Below are 18,573 nucleotides of genomic sequence, written 5' to 3'. Positions count from 1 at the left end.
TTTGATCACAGGTCGAGCAGGTATTGGGGTTCTCTGGTTGCTGTTGGCCGGGCTGGCATTGACGGTATCGGCCCAGGAGAGCGAGCCGGAACCGGGTCAGGGCACACAACAGGCTATGGAAAGCAGGGCGACGGCGGTGACCGGCCTGGGCGAGTGGTCGTTGGCCCGGATGTTTCCTGAGCGGGCGGTGTGGCTGGATCTGGATGACGATAGCCGGGCACTGGCGCTGTTCCAGCCAGAGCTGAAAACACCGGCACGTGGCGCGCTGATTGTGCTGGCAAACGAAGGGCAGACCGCGGCTGAAGGTCTGGCAGGCGGGCTTCTTGATACCCTGGCGGAGCGTGGCGTGGCAGTGATGACGCTGGGGCTTCGGCCGCCTCCGGAAAGTGTGGTTCGGCGCCGACAACAACGGCTGGTGCCAGAACCTCAGGAGCCAGCTCCGCCAGAGGATGACCAGCTGCAATCCTCGGTGATGATTGACGTGGCTGAGGAAGAAGCCCTGGAGGAGGTGATGTCAGACTACCGCAACTCTATCCGCGAGCTGCTGGATGCCGCCGCTGGCGAGCTGCAGCGGCGCGGATACGAGCGCCCGGCGGTGTCGGGTATTGGCTGGTCGGCCGATTATGTGACGGCCTGGGCACTGGGCCAGGGGGCGTTGTCCGGGGTGATCTGGCTGGCGCCACGTTTCTCCGGTGAAAGGTTGCCGGAATTGCCCGCTATGTTGTCGGCAGACAGGCCGTGGCGGGTTCTCGACCTGCACGCCATGGATGACGCCGGCCGGCATCCGGCGGTTGCGCGGGCGGCTGCCCTGGCGCGGGAGCAGGTCAGTGGTTATCGGCGCCAACCCATGGCATTGTCAAACCCACCACAACGGGCCGATGCGGAGCGGGTGGCCAGCCGGATTCAGGCCTGGATGAATCGATGACCGGGACAGCATCGGCGGCGCAACATCTGATTAAAGCGGCCGGTGGCGCTGCTTGATCAGTTCCCAGGCCTGCTGGTAGCGAAGCAGTCGATCCTTGGCCATGGCCAGTTCTGATGGTGTCAGTTTCTGCTGGGCGAGTTTGTCTGGATGACATTCGGACACCTTCTTTCTGTAGGTCCGTTTGATGGATTCCAGGTCGTCCCGTCGGGTCACACCGAGGATCTGGCAGGCCTGTTCATAGGTATCCGGTTTGGCTGCAGGGCCGGCGTTACGGATCCAGACTTTGCTGGCGTAGCTTTCAAAGATGTCGTCGCTGACCGCCACGGGCAGGCCGATGTGGTCGATGGCATCTTCGCAGCGGTAGCGCCGGGCTTTGCCGGGCTGGCCCAGTACCTGGGCACCGTGGCACAGGCAGATGGCCGTCTTCAGGGCTGGTCCGGGCCATATCGCTGCCAGCAAACGGAACAGCAGGCCCTGCCTCAGGGGTAGCTGGCTGGCGGCCTTGCCCCGCTGGAACTGATCAATCGCCTTCTTGCGTTGGCGGTTGGAAAGGCCAAGGGCTTTCATCAGGGCCTCGGCGTAACGGATGTCTGCTTCCATCACCCGGCCGTCGGCCTTGGCAATGTAGCCGAGGAAAAAGAACAGGGGTTTGCGGCACCAGCGCGGCAGCCTTGCTCTCTCCATCAGGGTGCTGGCCTGGTGCCCGCAACTGGACAGCTCTTTGAGCAGGTCGGAGAACACCGACTCCAGTCTCGCGGGTAACGGTGGCGTGCTGGGTTTGCTCATGCCTGGTGCCTGCCGTCGGCGAGTTGCCTGTCCAGCTTGGCCAGTCTGGCCGGGGTACCAACATCCACCCAGCGGCCACCATGATAGAGGCCCCGAACCTGATGGCTTGCCATGGCCTTGCGAAGCACCGGGCCCAGCTTGCCGGATGTGTCATCCAGGCCATCGAACAGCTTTCGATGCAGCAGGCTGATACCGGTGAATGTGAGTTTGCTGCCGCCGCTTGTGATCAGGGCGCCATCGGCTTCAAGGTGAAAATCCCCCTCCGGGTGGTGCTCGGGGTTATCCGTCATCACCAGAACGGCAAGGCAGTTATCCTGTTCCGGAGGCTGCAGGTCCGATAACGAGACATCGCTCCAGATGTCGCCATTGATCACCAGAAACCAGTCGTCTCCCCGGTCGGTAAGCAACGGCAGCGCCCGGACGATGCCGCCGGCGGTTTCCAGTGGCTCGCCCTCGGCCGAGTAGCGAATGCTCAGGCCAAACTGCTTGCCATTGCCCAATTGCTGCTCTATCTGCTCACCCAGCCAGGCGTGGTTGATGACGACGTCGCGGAAGCCCGCGTCACGCAGGTGTTCCAGGTGATGAACGATCAGCGGCTTGCCGCCGGCGACCAGGAGTGGTTTCGGGGTGGTCAGGGTCAGCGGGCGCATGCGTTCGCCCTTGCCGGCGGCCAGGATCATGGCTTTCACAGCTGGCTGCTCTCCTGCCTGGGAACGGGGCCAATGCGCTGTTCAATGGCGGGCAGTACGCGGTCGCACAGCCATTCATGGAAGTGTCGGAGCGCCGGTTGCCGGGCGCTGGCATCTCGCAGGTAAGAAACGGTGCGGGGGATGTCGTCCAGGTATCCGGTTTTACCATCCCGGATTGCCAGGCGGGCAAAGATACCGGCGGCCTTCAGGTGCCGTTGCATGCCCATCAGCTCAAACCATTGCCGAAAGGTATCCGGGTCTGCGCGATGCAGGCCGGCCGCGAGGCCGGCTGTGCGGAAATATTCGAGCCAGTCGGCGATCTGGTGTTCGGGCCAGCGCACGTAGCAGTCTTTCAGCAGGGAAACGACATCGTAGGTGACCGGTCCGCGCACCGCGTCCTGGAAATCAATCACCCCTGGGCGCTTGCTGCCAGCCAGTACCAGCAGGTTCCGGGAATGGTAGTCCCGGTGCACCGTGACCTCGGGTTGCGCCAGGGCGCTCTCCTTCAGGAGCGCAAAGGTGGTGTCCAGCAGTGCCCGTTCCTGGTTGCTCAGTGTCAGTTGCAGGTGTTGCTCCAGCAGCCAGTCGGGGAACAGCGCCATCTCCCTGTCCAGCAGCGCTTCATCGTAAGGTGGCAGCGGGTAATCGCCCGGCGAGGACACCTGACCGATCTTGACCAGCTCATCCAGTGCCTGCCGGTACAGTGTCTCGGCGTTGGCCTGGGCCAGGGCCGGCAGCATCAGCTGGTCGCCAAAGTCTTCCAGCAGCAGGAAGCCCAGGGCCAGGTCTTCAGCGGCAATGGCGGGGACCATAATGTCCTGCTGGCGCCAGTGTCGGGCGATGGCCACAAACGGCCGGCAGTCTTCGTGCTCGGGAGGGGCATCCATAACGATAAACGGCACCGGGGTTTTGCCAGTGGTGCTTTGCCAAACCCGGAAGTACCGGCGGAAGCTGGCGTCACCGGAAACCGGCTCGGGGCTGGCAGTTTCAAAACCGGGTATGTGCCTGACCCATTCGGTCAGCCGTTGCAGGCGGATATCCATGATGATGCTGCGCTTCCTGAGTTCAATGACTGAGTGCAAACGTTAGCAGAGCAGTATAAAGAGCGTAAAACGGATTTGCAGCGGTGTTTCCGTTAACAAGCCCGTGGGGCGCGTGTAAACTAGGCAGCTGTTTTTCTTCAAGCCCCATTCACCCGGAACAGGAACTTCGCTACCGTGCCCAGCCGTTACCGTTACCTGTCGTGGCCCCAGCACCGGTTCGCCAGGCTCCTGTTGGCAATGGCGCTTTTGCCTGTTTCCGGAGTAGCAAACGCCCAGGAGCAGGCTCCCAGTGCGGCGGAAATCGACTGGCGCCCCCGTAGTGAGCTGCCGCCCGAGGTGAGGGATCGATTACCGGTATTTTGTGAAGGCGGATACCTGCCATCGTCGTCGGCTGGCGGCCAGATGCCCTTGCTGTCCGGAGCGGAGACCGGCGGGGCACCGCTGGAGGCCAGCGCCCTGAACGCCCGCTATGAGCTGAATTCCGAGTTGTTCCTGCAGGGCGATGTGCGCCTGCGCCAGGGTGAATTCCAGGCTACAGGTTCTGAAGCCCGTTATAACCAGCAAACGGGGGAGCTGGACCTTGTCGGTCCGCTGGTCAGCCGTGGCGACGGGTTTTTACTGACCGGCGACAGCGCCCGTTACTCGGTGGAGTCCGGGCAACTGGACATCAACACCGCCACCTTCCTGCTGCATGACGCCGAGATGCGGGGCCGGGCATCGTCGTTGTCCCGGGTGGGGGAGCACCAGGTGCTGATCACCGATGGCATGCTGACCACCTGCGGGCCTCATCAGAACGACTGGTCTATTGTTGCTTCCGATATTGCCCTGGATCAGGAGGAAGGATTTGGCACCGCCCGCCACGTTCGCCTGGAAGTGTTGGATACCCCGGTGTTCTACTGGCCCTACATCACCTTTCCCATTGATGACCGCCGCAAGACCGGTTTCCTGTACCCCCAGTTCGGTTCCTCCAGCGCCGGCAGTGGCGGCTATCTGGCCTTACCGTATTACCTGAACCTTGCACCTCATTACGATGCCACCCTGACACCCCAGTACATTCATGGTCGTGGGCTGTTTACCGAAGTAGAAGGGCGTTACCTGAGTCGCTTTGGTGAATCGGTCCTGCAACTGGGTTATATCGACAACGATTCCGCCTTCAAGGCTGACAATCCAGGCGAGGGTGGCGATCGCTGGGCACTGGATTTCACCACCCGGGCCCGGTTTGGCGGGGGTTGGACCGGTTACGGGGACTACTCGGTGGTCTCTGACCAGGACTACCTCAGTGACCTCAACCGCTCCCTGGAAATCGATCAGGCAACGCACCTGCAACGTCGCGGGGGTGTGCGTTATTCCGGCAATAACCAGTATTTCGATGCCTACCTGAACGGTTACCAGACCATCCGGGACCGGATCGCCGATGTCGACAAGCCCTACGCCCAGTTGCCGGAGATTCTTTACGCCGGAACCGGCGAATTCGGGCACGTCGAGGCCAATCTCGAGAGCCAGTACACCTGGTTCTATCGCGACAACGAGAATCTGACCGGCCTGGACCGGGCCAACGGCCAGCGGGTTCGGGCCATTCCGGAACTGGCCCTGCCTGTGCGCAGGCTCTGGGGTTTCACCCGGCCGTCGGTCAGTCTGGATTACACCCGCTATGACCTGGAAGATTACACTCAGGGCAGCGGCAGCTTTGACCGAACGGTGCCGGTGTTTGAGTGGGATAACGGGCTGTATTTCGATCGCCGCTCCAGCCTGTTCGATGTGCCGTACAACCAGACCCTGGAGCCCCGGCTTTATTACGCCTGGGCCGATGCCGATGCTGACCAGAATCACATCCCGGACTTTGATACCGGGCTCAAGAGTTTCCGCTTCGACCAGTTGTTTGAGCGGGATCGCTTCACCGGCGGTGACCGGGTGGGTGACGCCAACCAGTTGACCGTCGCCCTGACCAGCCGGTTCAATGACTTGGTGACCGGGGCGGAGCGTGCCAGGGTCAGCATCGGGCAGGTGCGCTATTTCGATGATCGGGAAGTGGATCTGTTCGGCCAGGGAGCCTCCGACAGAAGCAGCTCACCGCTGGCCGGTGAGCTGGTATTGAATCCGCTGGAGAATCTGGAGATTCGCAGTGCCGGCCTGTGGGACCCCGACACCCAGCAAACTGAAGAAGGCCGAAGCCAGCTAATCTACCACTCACAGGATTATCGTTACCTGGCCACCCTGGGCCACACCTACAGCCGACCAGACGAGCTGGAACAGAGTGATGTTGGTGTTGTTTTCCCAGTGACCAACCGCGTCAGCGGGATCGGCCGCTGGGTTTATGATTCCGGCCTGGACCGGACGGTTGGTACCCTGGCGGGTATTGAATATAACAACTGCTGCTGGAGTGTTCAGGTGGTTCACCAGAACTACCTGACGGACGATGAACAGCTGGACAACCGTGTGCTGTTCCGCATTGAACTGAAAGGGCTCGGGGGTAGTGGTGGCGCTTCCGACAATATTTCTGATGCCATCTACGGCTATGACGAACGCGAGCGCCGCCGTTTTGGAACTCCGCGCCGTTAAAACGAACCAATGTCATCAGCCAGCCTGTTCCGAAGGCCTGGCTGGGAATGTACACATCAAGAGGTGATTATGAAGGCGACGTTACGCCACGGACTGACACTGCTGCTGACCATGGCCATGCTGGCTGTGTCGGTTTCTGCCCACGCCGAGCGACAAGTGCTGGACCGGGTGGTTGCCATTGTGGATGACGATGTCATCCTCCAGACCGAACTGGATGCGCGGGTGAATACCATTGTTGGCCGTCTCAGCGCCCAGGGCACCGGCCTGCCGCCCCGGCAACTGCTGGAAGAGCGGGTATTGGAACAGCTGATTTCCGAGTCTCTTCAGTTGCAGATGGCGGACCAGATGGGGATGCGCATCAGCGATAACGAGCTGAACGAGACCCTGGCTAATATTGCCCGTAGTAACGGCTTGAGCCTGGAGCAGTTTGAAGAGCAACTGGCGGAAGAGGGCGTTACCTACCAGCAGGCCCGGGAACAGATCCGTAATGAAATGTTGTCTGGCCGGGTGCAGCAGCGCCGGGTTGGCAACCGGGTCCGTATCACTGACCGGGAGGTTGAGAATTACCTGCAGGCCCAGGCCGGCCGGGGGCCGGATGCTGAGGAATACCGCCTGGCTTATATCTTTATCCAGGTAGATGACCCCGGTAACGAGGATTCCGTTGAGCAGGCTCGCGCAAAAGCGGAAAACCTGCGCCAGCAGATCATCGATGGTCGCGACTTCCGGGAAGTGGCGGTTGCCGAATCGGATGCCGGAAACGCCCTTGAAGGCGGCGATATGGGCTGGCGTACAGAGAGCCAGTTGCCGTCCCTGGTTGCGCCGGTGGTGCCGAACATGGAAGTAGGCGTGCCCTCAGAGGTGCTTGAGAACAACAGCGGTTTTCACCTGGTGACGGTGATGGACAAGCGTGGTGGCGAACAGCTGACGGTGATCCAGCAGCACCGGGTGCGTCATATCCTGATTCGTCCCTCCCAAGCGGTAACCGAAACCCAGGCTGAAAACCGCATTCGCGATATCTACCAGCAATTGCAGGACGGCGCGAACTTTGCGGCCCTGGCCCGGGAGTTGTCGGATGACCCGGTGTCCGGCTCTGATGGCGGCAACCTGGGTTGGGTCAGCCCCGGCCAGATGGTTCCGGCTTTCGAGCAGGCCATGATGGAGGCCGATGTGGGCGAGATTTACGGGCCGGTGCGGTCCCAGTTTGGCTGGCACATTCTTCAGGTAGAAGAGCGCCGGCAACAGGACGTGACTGCTGAAAACCGGGAGTCCCAGGCCCGGCAAGCTATCTACCAGCGCAAGTTCGAAACCGAACTTCAGAACTGGCTCAGGGAAATTCGCGATGAAGCCTTTGTCGAGTTCAAAGGGGACTACGCCGATCTGAACCCGGCCAGTGAGGAAAACAACGCGTCATGACGACACCGGTGATTCTGGCTTTGACCGCCGGCGAGCCAGCGGGCATCGGGCCGGAACTGTGCCTGCAACTGGCGCTTGAACCGCGCCAGGCTGGTATCGTGGTGGTGGCTTGCAAAACGCTGCTGGCAGACCGTGCCCGGCAGCTTGGTCTGGTCGTAGAGTTACACGACTGGCACCCGGGCCAGACGCCGGACACCCGGGCTGGCCATGTGTCGGTGTGCCATGTGGAAGGCTGCGCGTCTACAGTCGCGGGCCGGTTACACGCCGGCAACAGTCAGTATGTGCTCGATACCCTGACCACCGCCGCCAGGGGCTGCCTGAACGGCGATTTTGACGGTATGGTGACCGCGCCGGTTCACAAAGGCGTGATCAACGAAGCCGGAATCGCGTTCAGCGGCCACACCGAGTTTCTGCAGGAACTCTGCGGTGTTGAACGGGTGGTGATGATGCTGGCTACTGAGGAATTGCGGGTGGCGCTGGTAACCACCCACTTACCCCTGAAGGACGTATCTGCGGCCATCACCCCCGAACGGTTGACCCAGGTAACGCGCATTCTCAACGCCGACCTGAAAACCTTCTTTGGCATTGAAAAACCACGGATCCTGGTGGCTGGGCTGAACCCACACGCCGGCGAGGGTGGCCATCTGGGCCGGGAAGAAATCGAGGTGATCGAGCCGACCCTGGATAAACTCCGGGCCGAAGGTATTAAACTGACCGGCCCGCTGCCGGCCGATACCCTGTTCACCCCACACTGGCTGGATAACGCTGATGCCGTGCTGGCCATGTACCATGACCAGGGCCTGCCGGTACTGAAATTCCAGGGCTTTGGCCGGGCCGTTAACATCACCCTGGGCCTGCCCATTGTCCGCACCTCGGTAGACCACGGCACCGCCCTGGACCTGGCCGGCACCGGCAAGGCCGACGCCGGCAGCCTGCACACCGCCATTCGCGTAGGCGAACACATGGCCCGCTGCCGCCGGGCGGCTATTGCCGGAGAGTCATCATGAGTAACCATCCGGGCCACAAGGCCCGTAAACGTTTCGGCCAGAACTTCCTTCATGATCCGGGCGTGATCGAGAAGATTGTCCGGTCGATCAATCCGAAACCGGACGATGCCATCGTCGAGATTGGTCCTGGTCTCGGTGCGATCACCGAAGAGATTCTGGCGGTTAATCCGCGCCTGCAGGTGGTGGAGCTGGACCGGGACCTGATTCCGGTGCTGCGCACCAAGTTCTTCAATTATCCCGAGTTCCGGATTCACGAAGCCGATGCCCTGAGTTTCGATTTCAGCCAGCTGGTGGTCGATGGTCGCCCACTTCGAATCGTCGGCAACTTACCCTATAACATCTCAACGCCGCTGATCTTCCACCTGCTGGCGCAGTCCGGGGTGGTTCGGGACATGCACTTCATGTTGCAGAAAGAAGTGGTGCAGCGGCTGGCGGCCACGCCGGGCGACAATAATTATGGCCGACTGGGTATCATGGCCCAGTACTTCTGCAAGGTGCAGCCGCTGTTTGAAGTGGGCCCGGGGGCTTTCCGGCCGGCTCCGAAAGTGGATTCCGCCATCGTCCGGCTGGTGCCTCACAAAGAATTGCCGCACCCGGCCAAGAACCTCAAGACCCTTCAGGCCGTGGTGCGCACCGCCTTCAACGCGCGCCGGAAAACCCTGCGCAAGGCACTGGCGGCCCTGGTGACGGTGGAACAGTTGCAGTCTGTGGGCATCAACGACGGCCTGCGGCCGGAAAACCTGAGCCTGGCCGACTACGTCAAGATTGCCGACCTGCTGGCGGACTCCGGCCCGCTTAACGTCGAGGTAGATGAGGTAAGTAATGACTGACTACGCCATTGGCGATATTCAGGGTTGCTATGAACGGTTGCGGGATGTTCTGGCGAAAGTGGATTTTTCGCCCTCCCGGGACCGGCTCTGGGTGGCGGGCGACCTGATTAATCGCGGGCCCGCCTCACTGGAAACCCTGCGTTACATTGAAAGCCTGGGCGACGCTGCCGTGGTGGTGTTGGGGAATCACGATTTGCACTTGCTGGCGGTTGCCCTGGGGGGCCACAGCCCGAAGCGCAAAGACACCCTGCACGATATCCTGGATGCCCCGGACCATGACCGTTTGATCCATTGGCTGCGTCAACAATATCTGTGCGTGCACGACGAGAAACGTAACCTGGTTATGGCCCATGCCGGGCTGCCTCATATCTGGAGCGTGGACCAGGCAGTGGCCTGCGCCAGGGAAGTAGAAGCGGTGATCCGGGGCGACCAGGCGCAGGACTATTTCAGCCAAATGTATGGCAATCAGCCGGAGCGCTGGTGTGATACCCTCACCGGTATGGACCGTTGGCGGGCGATCACCAACTACTTCACCCGGATGCGCTTTATCGCTGAAGACGGCAGCCTGGAGCTGGCCACCAAGGAGTCGGCGGATAATGCACCGCCGGGCTTCGCACCCTGGTTTACCTACCCCCGGCAAGATGACGTAAAGGTGATCTTCGGCCACTGGGCTGCGCTGGAAGGCAACACCGGCAGCGACCGGTTTATCGGCCTGGATACCGGCTGTGTCTGGGGCGGCGCCTTGACGCTGATGAACCTGGATTCCGGGGAGCTGATTCACTGTGACTGCGCTTAAACCCTCAGAAGCGGTGATTCGCTGGGCTCTGGTGATGGGTGCTGTGGGCGGCCTGTTGGCGGTGATGGCGGGTGCCTTCGGAGCCCACGGTTTGCGCCAAGTGGTGAGCGAGCGGGGCCTGGAAGTGTTCCAGACCGCCGTCAGTTACCAGATGTATCACGCCTTGATACTGGTGGCGGCGAGCATGATGCCGGCCCTGGGCTTGTCCCGGCGACTGCTGGGTATTGCTTGCGGCTTCTGGCTCGCAGGCATTGTGCTGTTCAGCGGCAGCCTGTATCTGCTGGTGTTATCCGGCCATCACTGGCTCGGGCCGGTTACGCCCATTGGCGGTGTCTGCTTCATGATTGGTTGGGCCCTGCTGGTTGCTGCGGCCCTGAAAAAGTAACGGAGGTGATCCGAACCATGCAGGTTCAGGTAAATGGTGAGCACATGGAACTCCCCGGTGGAGCAACCATTGCGACCTTGATTGAGCATCTCACGCTGGCCGGAAAACGGGTCGCGGTTGAGGTCAACGAAGATATTGTGCCCCGCAGTCAGCACCCGAGTTTCACCCTGAGCGATGGCGACCGGGTGGAAGTGGTGCACGCCATCGGCGGCGGTTAAGTTTGCGTTCAGCTGAACGCGCCCCCTCTTTTCACTGAACTCAGGTAGGTTATGACAGATACCCCGGAAATCCAGCTCCCCGAAGACAAACCCCTGGAAATTGCAGGCAAGGTGTACCAGTCCCGCTTGCTGGTGGGCACTGGCAAGTATCACGACCTGATGGAAACCGGCCACGCCATCGAAGCCAGTGGTGCCGAGATTGTGACCGTGGCGGTGCGCCGTACCAACCTCGGCCAGAACCCGGACGAGCCGAACCTGCTGGATGTCATTTCCCCGAGCACCTACACCATCCTGCCCAACACAGCCGGCTGCTACACCGCCAAAGACGCGGTACGCACCTGCAAGCTGGCCCGGGAGCTGCTGGACGGCCACGACCTGGTGAAACTGGAAGTGCTGGGTGAACACAAAACCCTGTACCCCAACATGCCGGAAACCCTGACCGCCGCCGAAGAGCTTATCAAAGACGGTTTCAAGGTGATGGTGTACTGCTCCGACGACCCGCTGCTGGCCATGCGCCTGGAAGAAATGGGCTGCGTGGCCATCATGCCCCTGGGTGCGCCTATCGGCTCCGGCCTTGGCATCCAGAACCGCTACAACATCCGACTGATCGTCGAGAACGCCAAGGTGCCGGTACTGGTCGACGCGGGCGTTGGCACTGCCTCGGATGCCACCATCGCGATGGAGCTGGGCTGCGACGGCGTACTGATGAACACCGCCATCGCCCAGGCCAAAGACCCGATCAAAATGGCCAACGCCATGCGCCTGGCCATCGAAGCCGGCCGCGAGGCCTACCTTGCTGGACGTATGCCGAAGAAGCTTTACGCCAGTGCGTCGTCGCCGATCGACGGCACGTTTTTCTAAAAGAATATAAAACGTTAGCCACGGACGGCACGGACTGACACGGGTAGAAAGATAATCCCAGTGTCCGAGCAGGTCCGTGTTGTCGGTGGCCAAAAAAACAGAGCGCTGTAGTACTGATATGACCACTCAGAAACCCAGCCGGCGGGAGACCATCCTGCAGGCCCTTGTTGAATTGCTGCAAAATGACCCGGGGGCCCGGATCACCACCGCCGGCCTGGCCAAAACCGTGGGCGTTACCGAAGCGGCCTTGTACCGGCACTTTCCCAGCAAACGCAAAATGTTCGAGGCCCTGATCGAATTTGCCGAGGAGGCGGTGTTCTCCCGCTGCCAGGTGGTGTTGCAGGAGCAGGAAGATGTGCGGGTTCGCCTTCAGCAGCTGGTGCATCTGGTGCTGGTGTTCGCAGAGCGTAACCCGGGTTTGTGTTGCGTGCTTACCGGCGATGCCCTGATGGGCGAAGACGAGACACTGCGCAAACGCGCGTCCCAGTTCTTCGAGCGCCTGGAAACCCAGTTCCGTCAGACCCTGAAAGAGGGCGAAATCCGCCAGAGCCTGCGGCCTCGAACCAGCGCGGCTCGCGGTGCAGATTTTGTGATGGTGTTCCTCGAAGGCCGCATCCAGCGGTTCGTTCGTTCCTCATTCTCCCGTTTGCCTTCGGCTGATTTCGACGAGGCTTGGAGCTTGGTTTCCGAAGCTGTTTGGGGTTGAGGCTTGGTGTTCGTCTACCCCTAGCCTGATCTGTTTGGTGGTTAGGCATTGGCTGGGGGCCCTTTCCCGAAAACGCTACGAGCACCCGCAAGCGGGTCCAGCCAGCAATCACAGATTGCTGTCGTTCGGCTGCGCATGAAGCTTCGCTTCATAAACGCTTGCCTCACCCATGTGCGCTTCGCTCCGGCCATCCCTGGCCTTCGAGATTCTGCGAAGGCAAACCCCGCCCACAACGATCGGATTTCGGTGATATACCCAATTCACTGAAACCGAACTGGATTTATCGCTGGTTTACAGAGAAAAGTGGCGCTGTTAATGCGATTCCCGTGAAGTTCGAAAGGCACTGGCTGGAGGCCCTTTCCCGAAATCTCGGAGGCCAGGGATGGCCGGAGCGAAGCGCACATGGATGTGCTCGTAGCGTTTTCGGGAAAGGGCCTCCAGCCAGTGCCTAACCGCGCAAAATCGCAGGCTAGGCAGATCTAAACTCCCAACCCAAACCGGCAGAAACAAAAAAAACGGCCTCAGTCATAACCCGAAGCAGAACGGAGTATGGACCGCACGGGTTCCCATACCGCCGGTGCAGAGATCAGGATGTCGCGGCCCCAGAGATCGGCCGGGTAGCCATCGGGCACGTCGCCGAAGTGGCCGACGGTGGCGCCGGCTTCCCAGGCAATTAGGCGGGCGGCGGCGAAGTCCCAGGGGCTGACGTTCTCGTAGTAGATATCCAGACGGCCACAGGCCACCCAGCAGATGTCCAGGGCCGCCGAGCCAATGCGGCGCAGGTCCCGGCATTGGTGAATCATGGCATCCAGTCGGCGCACCAGCGGTTCCAGATTGTCCTTGGTGTAGGGGAAGCCCGTGGCAAACAGGCTTTGCCGGGGTTCCGTTGCGCCGCTGTGGCGAATGGGCTGGCCGTTTAACGTAGCGCCTTCGCCCTTGGTGGCCCGAAAGGTTTCGCCCGGAAAAGGCGCGTGCACCACACCCACCTGAACCTGGCCGCGCTCCGCATAGGCAATGGACACCGCCACCTGCGGGTGACCGTAGGCGTAGTTTACCGTGCCGTCGATGGGGTCGATGATCCACAGCGGCGTGTCCAGCTCTTCTGCCTGGGACAGGTCCGGCATGGTTTCTTCAGACAGGATGCGGTGATTGGGAAAGCGTTCGCGGATGGCGCCGGTGATGAATTCGTCGGCCATCACATCAGCGTGGGTAACCAGTTCCGTTTGCTGCTTGTAGTCGGTGCGCAGGGTGTTTTCCTGGCGCTCGTGGCGGATCAGCTCGCCGGCCTCCCTGGCCAGGGCTTCGGCAAAATCGGTGATTTCGCGCAGAGAAACGGAATCAGACATGGCACCCCCAGTTGAACAACGTGAGGGTGCCAGTTTAGCACGGCGCGGCTTTACAGGCTGCTCAGCCACTTCTCCATCTTGTCCATGGCCAGCACAATGCGCGGGCAGGCCTGTTTGACGAAATCGTCACCCAGCGCCTGCTCAGCATAGTCGCCACCGGCCAGGGCGAGGGCCTGGGTGCCGTCGAAGTCGACGAACGCGAGGCGCGCGCCCAGGTGGTCCGGCACAAAGCCGAAGTCACTGGAGGGCAGGATGGCCACGCCGGTGTCCTCCAGCAGAGCGGTGCAGAACGCCTGGGCGGTCTTGATATCCCTCCGGGCCAGTCTGTCGCTGAAGCTGGAGAAATCCGGGAACAGGTAGAAGGCCCCCTCCGGCTTTTGCACCACGGCACCCATGGCGCTCAAACGGGTGTAAACGTATTCACCCACCACTTTCAGCACCCGACGGGACTGTTTCAGGTACTCGTCGATGTCTTCGCCACCGTCAAAGGCGGTGATGGCGGCATGCTGGATGGGCGCTGCGGTGGAGGTGAAGGTCTCACTGGCAATGATGGCCATGGCATCCTGTAGCGGGCGCAGTTCCGGCGGGAAGATGAAGGCACCAAGGCGCCAGCCGCCGGCACCCAGCCACTTGCTCATGCCGGTGCTGATGATGGTGCCTTCCGGGTAATAACGGGCGATGGATTTATGCTTGCCCTCAAAGTGCACTTCACCGTAGATCTCATCCGATAACAGTATCAGGTTGTACTTGCGCGCCACGTTGGCGATGGCCAGCAACTGGTCGTCGGTGTAGGTGCAACCGGTAGGGTTGGACGGGTAATTCAGGATCAGGATACGCGGGCGCGACGGGTCGTCCCGGCAGATGATGTCCAGTTCTTCCGCCGTCAGCTGCCAGTTGTTTTCCGCGTGGGTGGGCAGCCAGTGTACCGAGCGGCCGATGATTCGCGCCTGAGGCGCATAGGATACCCAGCTCGGGCGCGGAATCAGCAGGTCACCGTAGTAGGCCAGCTGCAGAATAAACAGCAGCTCTTTCGAGCCCGGGCCAATCAGCACGTCTTCCCAGGTGCAACGCATGCGCTCGGCCCGGTTAATGTAACCGGCAATGGCCTCGCGCAGGCCCTTGAGGCCTTTCACCGGCAGGTAATCTTTCTCGTGGGCGTGCTCTTTGAGGGCATCAACCACGCGCTCGGGCACCGGGAATGGCGACTGGCCCAAGCCAAGTTTGATGATGTCCTTGCCCTCGGAACGTAGCTGGTTGCTCAGCTCGTTGATCCGCAGGGTGGAAGAGGGCTGAATGCCCCGAACGTTCAGGTTGATGGCGAAGCGGTGGTCTTTTTTGATGTCCATTGTCCCGGTCTGTTGGTTGGTGGTGACAACGGCAGTATAGGAAACCCAAACATATCTGTGATACCAGTGCGGATAGGGGATTGCCGAAGGCTTGGGCGAAACTTTCGTCGAACCCCCTGTCTATCCGGTGCTATCGGTCTTTGATCCAGACTTCCACTCGGCCGTTACGTTGATTGCCGGTGCCGCCCACCGGCATATAGTGTCCATAACCAGTGTAGGCGACCCGGGGCAGGCCTGCCTCGTTTAACGCCTTGCGTACAGAGAGCGCCCGCAGTTCGGAGATCATCTGGGCCCTCAGTTCATGGCTCTGGGTGTCGGCGAAGCCGATCAGCAACAGGTCTTCCGCTGAGCGTCCTTGCGCTTCGAGATAATGCTTCACTCGCATCAGGTCCCGTTGTGCCTTGTTGTCCAGTTTGGTGTGGCCCTCGGCAAACCGGAAGTTTACGGTCAGCCGTTGGTAGTTCTCGGTCAGGCGACGGAAGGTGAGCGGCACGGAGGCATCGAAGTCCGGCTTCACCGCAATCGGGTTCTGGGAAATAAACCCGGATTCGGCCACCAGGGCCTGGCCGTTGGTGCCCAGGGCAAACTCGATCAACTGAGCGGCCAATTCCGGCGTGCGATCACCCATGGTGTACATGAACAGCCGCCTGGACAACGGGTAGTCCTCACTGGCGACGGTCAGTTGGTTCGGTTTCAGGGCCGGTGCGTTGCCGTCGGAAACTGCCAACAGCTTGCTGTTGCGTACCGAGGCCAGGCCTGAGAAACCGATTCCACCCGGGTCTCGGGACACATCATCAGAGAGCTGATCATTGGATTCGTAACGCATTGCCGAAGGATCCAGCGGGTATTTCTTGCCAAGCACGAGGGATTTGAAGGTGTCCCAGGTGCCGGAGCGGTCGTCCCGCGCGTACAGGGTGATAGCCCGGTTACTGCCTCCGAGCTCTGACCAGTTGCGAATCTCACCGGCAAAGATCTGGCCAATGGTGTCGATGCTGAGTTGATTGATCGGATTGGATGGGTGCACCAGGATGGCGAGGCCATCAATGGCGATCACATGCTCGCTTTCCAGCGCGGTGAGATCGGCTTGCGCGCGCACTTGGTCGGCCTCGGATGGCTTCACCGGTCGGGACGATGCCCAGATGCCGGCCCGGCCGCTGGCGAGGGTTCGAAAGCCGGTGCTCGAGCCATGCGCCGCCACCAGAACACTGAGATTGCGGCCGCCGGCGTTGGCACTGAGGATCTGTTCATTTTCCTCACCAGTGGGCCGGCTGCTGGGGTTGTCGTCGCCCAGCTGCTGTAGATACCCGGAGACCAACATGGGGGCCAGTGTGGCGCCAACGGTGTTCGACCCGTGAATTTCAAGCTCATGGGCGGATGCCGGAGACAGCATGACCGCCGCGAGAACGAACAGGCAGAGAGTGAAAAACTTCCTTGGTGGTTTCGCCATTAGTTGAAAAACCTATTTATAACAGATGGTTGAATAAGGGGAAGCATGCTTCAGAATTATGACATTTGTGTTTCAGTCGGTTGCAGTGAGCGGATAAGAACAGGCACCTATGTAATAAAGTGTTAAGCAGGCCGCTGAGTGATTGGTCTGGCTGGCTTATAGTGGCGTATCCCCGGAAACAAAAATAAACAGTGCGGGAGACTGTGAATGATTGCGACAACGCTTGGTCGGGGTGCCGAATCCGCCCCGGCATCGGCAGTATCACTCTTCGGGAGGGTGCTGTTGGTGGACGACCATGCGCTGTTTGCTCAAGGACTGGCGGGTCTGATTCAGCAGGAGATGCTGGCAGCGCAGGTGAAAATTGTCTCGTCGGTTGAACAAGCTGCCGATGCCCTCAGGCACGATGACAACATTGATCTGGTGCTGCTGGATGTCGCCCTCAACGGTGAGGTGGGGCTATCTCTGTTCGCCCGGCTGTCTGGTCAGAGTGCCAAACCGCCCATTGTCATTATTTCCAGCAGCGATGACGAAGGGACGGTGCGGGCCGCCAGGGCCGCCGGTGCCAAAGGTTTTCTTGCCAAATCCGCAAGCAGGGCATCACTGGTGCGAATGATGCGAGCAGTGGGACAGGGGCAGAGCTACTTCCCCGGTGGCCTGACGGCTTTCGCTACTGACGACCTTCCCCTGACGCCAAGGCAGCGGGAGGTATTGGCCCTGCTGGCTCAGGGTTTCCCCAACAAACGCATCTGCCAAAGCCTGGACCTGACTGAACACACCGTGAAAACCCACCTGAAGGCGATCTTCACCCAGCTCGGTGTTCACAACCGGACAGAGTGCGTTAACAAGGCCCGGGCGCTTGGCTGGTTGTAGTGGCCGGTAGCTCAACCCAGAACACGCTACCCTGTTTAGGCCGGGAGTCGACACCGCACCGGCCATTCATCAGGCCGGTGAATTCCCGGACGATGGTCAGCCCCAAACCAAGCCCCGGGCAGGGCGCCGGGCTGGTGCCACGAACGTAGGGCTGGAACAACTGCTCCCCCAGCTCTGGCGCCACCCCTTTGCCGTTGTCGGCTACCTGTAGCCTTACCCTGTGGTCCTGGCATTGGCTGCTGACGGTGATGGTATTGCCACCGCTATGGTCGGCCGCATTGATCACCAGGTTCTGCAGTATACGCAGCAACAGGCCCGGGTCAGCCAGAACGGGATAACCGGCAGGCTGTGGTTCAATGGTCAGAGTGATATTGTGTTGGCCGAGCGTCTCGTTCATCAGGTCGTGTAGTTCCTGAACCATGGCTTCGAGGCTGACCGGCACTATTTCTGGTTGGATCATTCCTTCACTCAGGCGAGCGCTGTCGAGCACGGTTCCGAGCAGGCGGCGTAGCTGGGCCACCATATCTTTGACTTGAGCAATGACCGAGCTCTGATGGCCATCCTGTTCGCCTGGTTTCAGATTTTCCAGGGTGATGTAAATAGCATTCAATGGCTGGCGCAGATCGTGGCTGGCGGCGGTAATCAGTTCGGTCTTCCGCCGGCTTTCAGCTTCAGTAGCCTGGTGCATCAGGTCCAATAGCTGGCGGTCCAGAAAGTGCGCGCGATGCCGGTATTCACTGACCCAGGAGCCAATCATGCCGATGGCGTTTGCGGTCAACAGAAAGAAGCCATTGCTCAGGACGGCGGGGGTGGGCGTGCCGGCAAAGGCCTCTGTGCTCAGATAGGCGATGACCAGCAGGCTGGAGGCCACAGCGGCAGTTTTGAAAGGAAGGCCCATGGCGAAATAGCCAAACATGAGCATCAGGATCATGCCCTCATAGGGCAGCGGATAGTCCTGTTTTCGGGCCGCCAGGATGATGGCGATCACGCCGACACCACCAACAAGGTAGGCGGCGGTATACAGTTTCTCGAACGTCTGGTCTGAAGGCTTGTCCTGATAGGCGAGGATGAGCACCAGGATGATTATCGGGCAGACCACGGCCAGGCGAACCCCGGCGGTTATACTGGCCAGCTCCGGAGGCAGGGTGAGAATGTCTACGATCGCATAGACCAGGTACAGGGCCAGGCCGGCAATCGACACGGGCCTTGCCCGTTGCCGAATCATGGCTGACCTGGATTCCCGGTAAACGGGCTCCAGCCTGGGGGTAAAGTTCAGAGACCTGAAGCCCAGCGCTTGCTGTTGTTGGATTTGTTCAGCGTTCATATCGGGTCCTACTGCGTCTTCG

General features: G+C 60.6%; 18 protein-coding genes. 11 read left to right on the top strand and 7 right to left on the bottom strand.

Annotation, left to right across the window (positions count from 1 at the left end):
* Position 1: 1 nt before the first annotated feature.
* Positions 2–925, top strand: coding sequence for a DUF3530 family protein (locus RVM24_RS14325; RefSeq protein ID WP_082780482.1), 924 nt, complete (start codon positions 2–4; stop codon positions 923–925).
* A gap of 30 nt (positions 926–955) precedes the next feature.
* Here RVM24_RS14325 and RVM24_RS14320 read toward each other — a convergent pair whose 3' ends face one another.
* Genes RVM24_RS14320 through RVM24_RS14310 form a run of 3 tightly spaced genes read right to left on the bottom strand, consistent with a single transcriptional unit; the run spans position 956 to position 3,443 of the window.
* Positions 956–1,711 (bottom strand): DnaJ domain-containing protein, encoded by a 756-nt coding sequence (locus RVM24_RS14320; protein ID WP_061330776.1) that lies wholly within the window; start codon positions 1,709–1,711, stop codon positions 956–958.
* Positions 1,708–2,400: an N-acetylmuramate alpha-1-phosphate uridylyltransferase MurU gene (murU, locus tag RVM24_RS14315; protein ID WP_061330775.1), complete on the bottom strand. Its 693-nt coding sequence runs from the start codon at positions 2,398–2,400 to the stop codon at positions 1,708–1,710. Before murU ends, RVM24_RS14320 begins: the two co-directional genes overlap by 4 nt.
* On the bottom strand, positions 2,397–3,443 hold the full coding sequence (locus RVM24_RS14310; RefSeq protein ID WP_061330774.1) for an aminoglycoside phosphotransferase family protein: 1,047 nt from the start codon (positions 3,441–3,443) through the stop codon (positions 2,397–2,399). The genes murU and RVM24_RS14310 overlap by 4 nt, the downstream gene beginning before the upstream one ends.
* A gap of 237 nt (positions 3,444–3,680) precedes the next feature.
* On the opposite strand from RVM24_RS14310, the gene RVM24_RS14305 reads away from it, so the two are divergent.
* From RVM24_RS14305 to slmA, 9 genes are all read left to right on the top strand, one after another.
* Positions 3,681–6,002 carry an LPS-assembly protein LptD gene (locus tag RVM24_RS14305; RefSeq protein ID WP_431475410.1) on the top strand — a complete coding sequence of 774 codons (2,322 nt, stop codon included), beginning with the start codon at positions 3,681–3,683 and terminating at the stop codon, positions 6,000–6,002.
* A gap of 69 nt (positions 6,003–6,071) precedes the next feature.
* Positions 6,072–7,415, top strand: a complete 1,344-nt coding sequence (locus RVM24_RS14300) for a peptidylprolyl isomerase (protein ID WP_061330773.1) — start codon at positions 6,072–6,074, stop codon at positions 7,413–7,415.
* A complete protein-coding gene (gene pdxA, locus RVM24_RS14295) occupies positions 7,412–8,422 on the top strand; it encodes a 4-hydroxythreonine-4-phosphate dehydrogenase PdxA (RefSeq protein ID WP_106693928.1) in 1,011 nt (336 codons plus the stop codon). The genes RVM24_RS14300 and pdxA overlap by 4 nt, the downstream gene beginning before the upstream one ends.
* On the top strand, positions 8,419–9,252 hold the full coding sequence (gene rsmA, locus RVM24_RS14290; protein ID WP_061330771.1) for a 16S rRNA (adenine(1518)-N(6)/adenine(1519)-N(6))-dimethyltransferase RsmA: 834 nt from the start codon (positions 8,419–8,421) through the stop codon (positions 9,250–9,252). Before pdxA ends, rsmA begins: the two co-directional genes overlap by 4 nt.
* Positions 9,245–10,048, top strand: a complete 804-nt coding sequence (locus tag RVM24_RS14285) for a symmetrical bis(5'-nucleosyl)-tetraphosphatase (RefSeq protein ID WP_061330770.1) — start codon at positions 9,245–9,247, stop codon at positions 10,046–10,048. Before rsmA ends, RVM24_RS14285 begins: the two co-directional genes overlap by 8 nt.
* A gap of 34 nt (positions 10,049–10,082) precedes the next feature.
* Complete coding sequence (locus tag RVM24_RS14280) at positions 10,083–10,433, top strand: DUF423 domain-containing protein (protein WP_061330942.1); 351 nt, start codon at positions 10,083–10,085, stop codon at positions 10,431–10,433.
* A gap of 17 nt (positions 10,434–10,450) precedes the next feature.
* Positions 10,451–10,651, top strand: coding sequence for a sulfur carrier protein ThiS (thiS, locus tag RVM24_RS14275; RefSeq protein ID WP_058091456.1), 201 nt, complete (start codon positions 10,451–10,453; stop codon positions 10,649–10,651).
* 51 nt (positions 10,652–10,702) lie between these two features.
* Positions 10,703–11,512: a thiazole synthase gene (locus RVM24_RS14270; protein WP_058091455.1), complete on the top strand. Its 810-nt coding sequence runs from the start codon at positions 10,703–10,705 to the stop codon at positions 11,510–11,512.
* 118 nt (positions 11,513–11,630) lie between these two features.
* A complete protein-coding gene (gene slmA, locus RVM24_RS14265; protein WP_061330769.1) occupies positions 11,631–12,218 on the top strand; it encodes a nucleoid occlusion factor SlmA in 588 nt (195 codons plus the stop codon).
* Positions 12,219–12,739: 521 nt separating this feature from the next.
* Here the strand turns inward: slmA and RVM24_RS14260 are convergent.
* The 3 genes from RVM24_RS14260 to RVM24_RS14250 all read right to left on the bottom strand — a co-directional run bounded on the left by RVM24_RS14260 (position 12,740) and on the right by RVM24_RS14250 (position 16,357).
* Positions 12,740–13,564 carry an inositol monophosphatase family protein gene (locus tag RVM24_RS14260; RefSeq protein WP_061330768.1) on the bottom strand — a complete coding sequence of 275 codons (825 nt, stop codon included), beginning with the start codon at positions 13,562–13,564 and terminating at the stop codon, positions 12,740–12,742.
* Between the two features lie 50 nt (positions 13,565–13,614).
* Positions 13,615–14,910 (bottom strand): pyridoxal phosphate-dependent aminotransferase, encoded by a 1,296-nt coding sequence (locus tag RVM24_RS14255; protein WP_061330767.1) that lies wholly within the window; start codon positions 14,908–14,910, stop codon positions 13,615–13,617.
* A 130-nt stretch (positions 14,911–15,040) separates the two neighbouring features.
* On the bottom strand, positions 15,041–16,357 hold the full coding sequence (locus tag RVM24_RS14250) for a substrate-binding domain-containing protein (protein ID WP_227510036.1): 1,317 nt from the start codon (positions 16,355–16,357) through the stop codon (positions 15,041–15,043).
* Positions 16,358–16,564: 207 nt separating this feature from the next.
* Between RVM24_RS14250 and RVM24_RS14245 the strand changes: the two genes are divergently transcribed.
* Positions 16,565–17,227, top strand: a complete 663-nt coding sequence (locus RVM24_RS14245; protein WP_061330766.1) for a response regulator transcription factor — start codon at positions 16,565–16,567, stop codon at positions 17,225–17,227.
* Here RVM24_RS14245 and RVM24_RS14240 read toward each other — a convergent pair.
* The gene (locus tag RVM24_RS14240) at positions 17,196–18,551 is read right to left on the bottom strand and encodes a sensor histidine kinase (protein WP_061330765.1); all 1,356 of its coding nucleotides are present in this window, start codon (positions 18,549–18,551) and stop codon (positions 17,196–17,198) included. The genes RVM24_RS14245 and RVM24_RS14240 overlap by 32 nt on opposite strands.
* Positions 18,552–18,573: the final 22 nt, after the last annotated feature.

Origin of the sequence: Marinobacter sp. KM021, assembly GCF_050707965.1 — a bacterium.
Taxonomy (GTDB): domain Bacteria; phylum Pseudomonadota; class Gammaproteobacteria; order Pseudomonadales; family Oleiphilaceae; genus Marinobacter; species Marinobacter shengliensis.
The sequence above is the reverse complement of the archived record's forward strand: the minus strand, read 5'-3'. Positions and strand labels throughout refer to the sequence as shown.

Excerpts from the sequence above, each read along its gene's own strand:
- RVM24_RS14320 (WP_061330776.1), bottom strand. The coding sequence starts at position 1,711 with ATGAGCAAACCCAGCACGCCACCGTTACCCGCGAGACTGGAGTCGGTG.
- RVM24_RS14310 (WP_061330774.1), bottom strand. The coding sequence starts at position 3,443 with ATGGATATCCGCCTGCAACGGCTGACCGAATGGGTCAGGCACATACCC.
- RVM24_RS14305 (WP_431475410.1), top strand. The coding sequence starts at position 3,681 with ATGGCGCTTTTGCCTGTTTCCGGAGTAGCAAACGCCCAGGAGCAGGCT.
- RVM24_RS14300 (WP_061330773.1), top strand. The coding sequence starts at position 6,072 with ATGAAGGCGACGTTACGCCACGGACTGACACTGCTGCTGACCATGGCC.
- pdxA (WP_106693928.1), top strand. The coding sequence starts at position 7,412 with ATGACGACACCGGTGATTCTGGCTTTGACCGCCGGCGAGCCAGCGGGC.
- rsmA (WP_061330771.1), top strand. The coding sequence starts at position 8,419 with ATGAGTAACCATCCGGGCCACAAGGCCCGTAAACGTTTCGGCCAGAAC.
- RVM24_RS14285 (WP_061330770.1), top strand. The coding sequence starts at position 9,245 with ATGACTGACTACGCCATTGGCGATATTCAGGGTTGCTATGAACGGTTG.
- RVM24_RS14280 (WP_061330942.1), top strand. The coding sequence starts at position 10,083 with ATGGGTGCTGTGGGCGGCCTGTTGGCGGTGATGGCGGGTGCCTTCGGA.
- thiS (WP_058091456.1), top strand. The coding sequence starts at position 10,451 with ATGCAGGTTCAGGTAAATGGTGAGCACATGGAACTCCCCGGTGGAGCA.
- RVM24_RS14270 (WP_058091455.1), top strand. The coding sequence starts at position 10,703 with ATGACAGATACCCCGGAAATCCAGCTCCCCGAAGACAAACCCCTGGAA.
- slmA (WP_061330769.1), top strand. The coding sequence starts at position 11,631 with ATGACCACTCAGAAACCCAGCCGGCGGGAGACCATCCTGCAGGCCCTT.
- RVM24_RS14260 (WP_061330768.1), bottom strand. The coding sequence starts at position 13,564 with ATGTCTGATTCCGTTTCTCTGCGCGAAATCACCGATTTTGCCGAAGCC.
- RVM24_RS14255 (WP_061330767.1), bottom strand. The coding sequence starts at position 14,910 with ATGGACATCAAAAAAGACCACCGCTTCGCCATCAACCTGAACGTTCGG.
- RVM24_RS14250 (WP_227510036.1), bottom strand. The coding sequence starts at position 16,357 with ATGGCGAAACCACCAAGGAAGTTTTTCACTCTCTGCCTGTTCGTTCTC.
- RVM24_RS14245 (WP_061330766.1), top strand. The coding sequence starts at position 16,565 with ATGATTGCGACAACGCTTGGTCGGGGTGCCGAATCCGCCCCGGCATCG.
- RVM24_RS14240 (WP_061330765.1), bottom strand. The coding sequence starts at position 18,551 with ATGAACGCTGAACAAATCCAACAACAGCAAGCGCTGGGCTTCAGGTCT.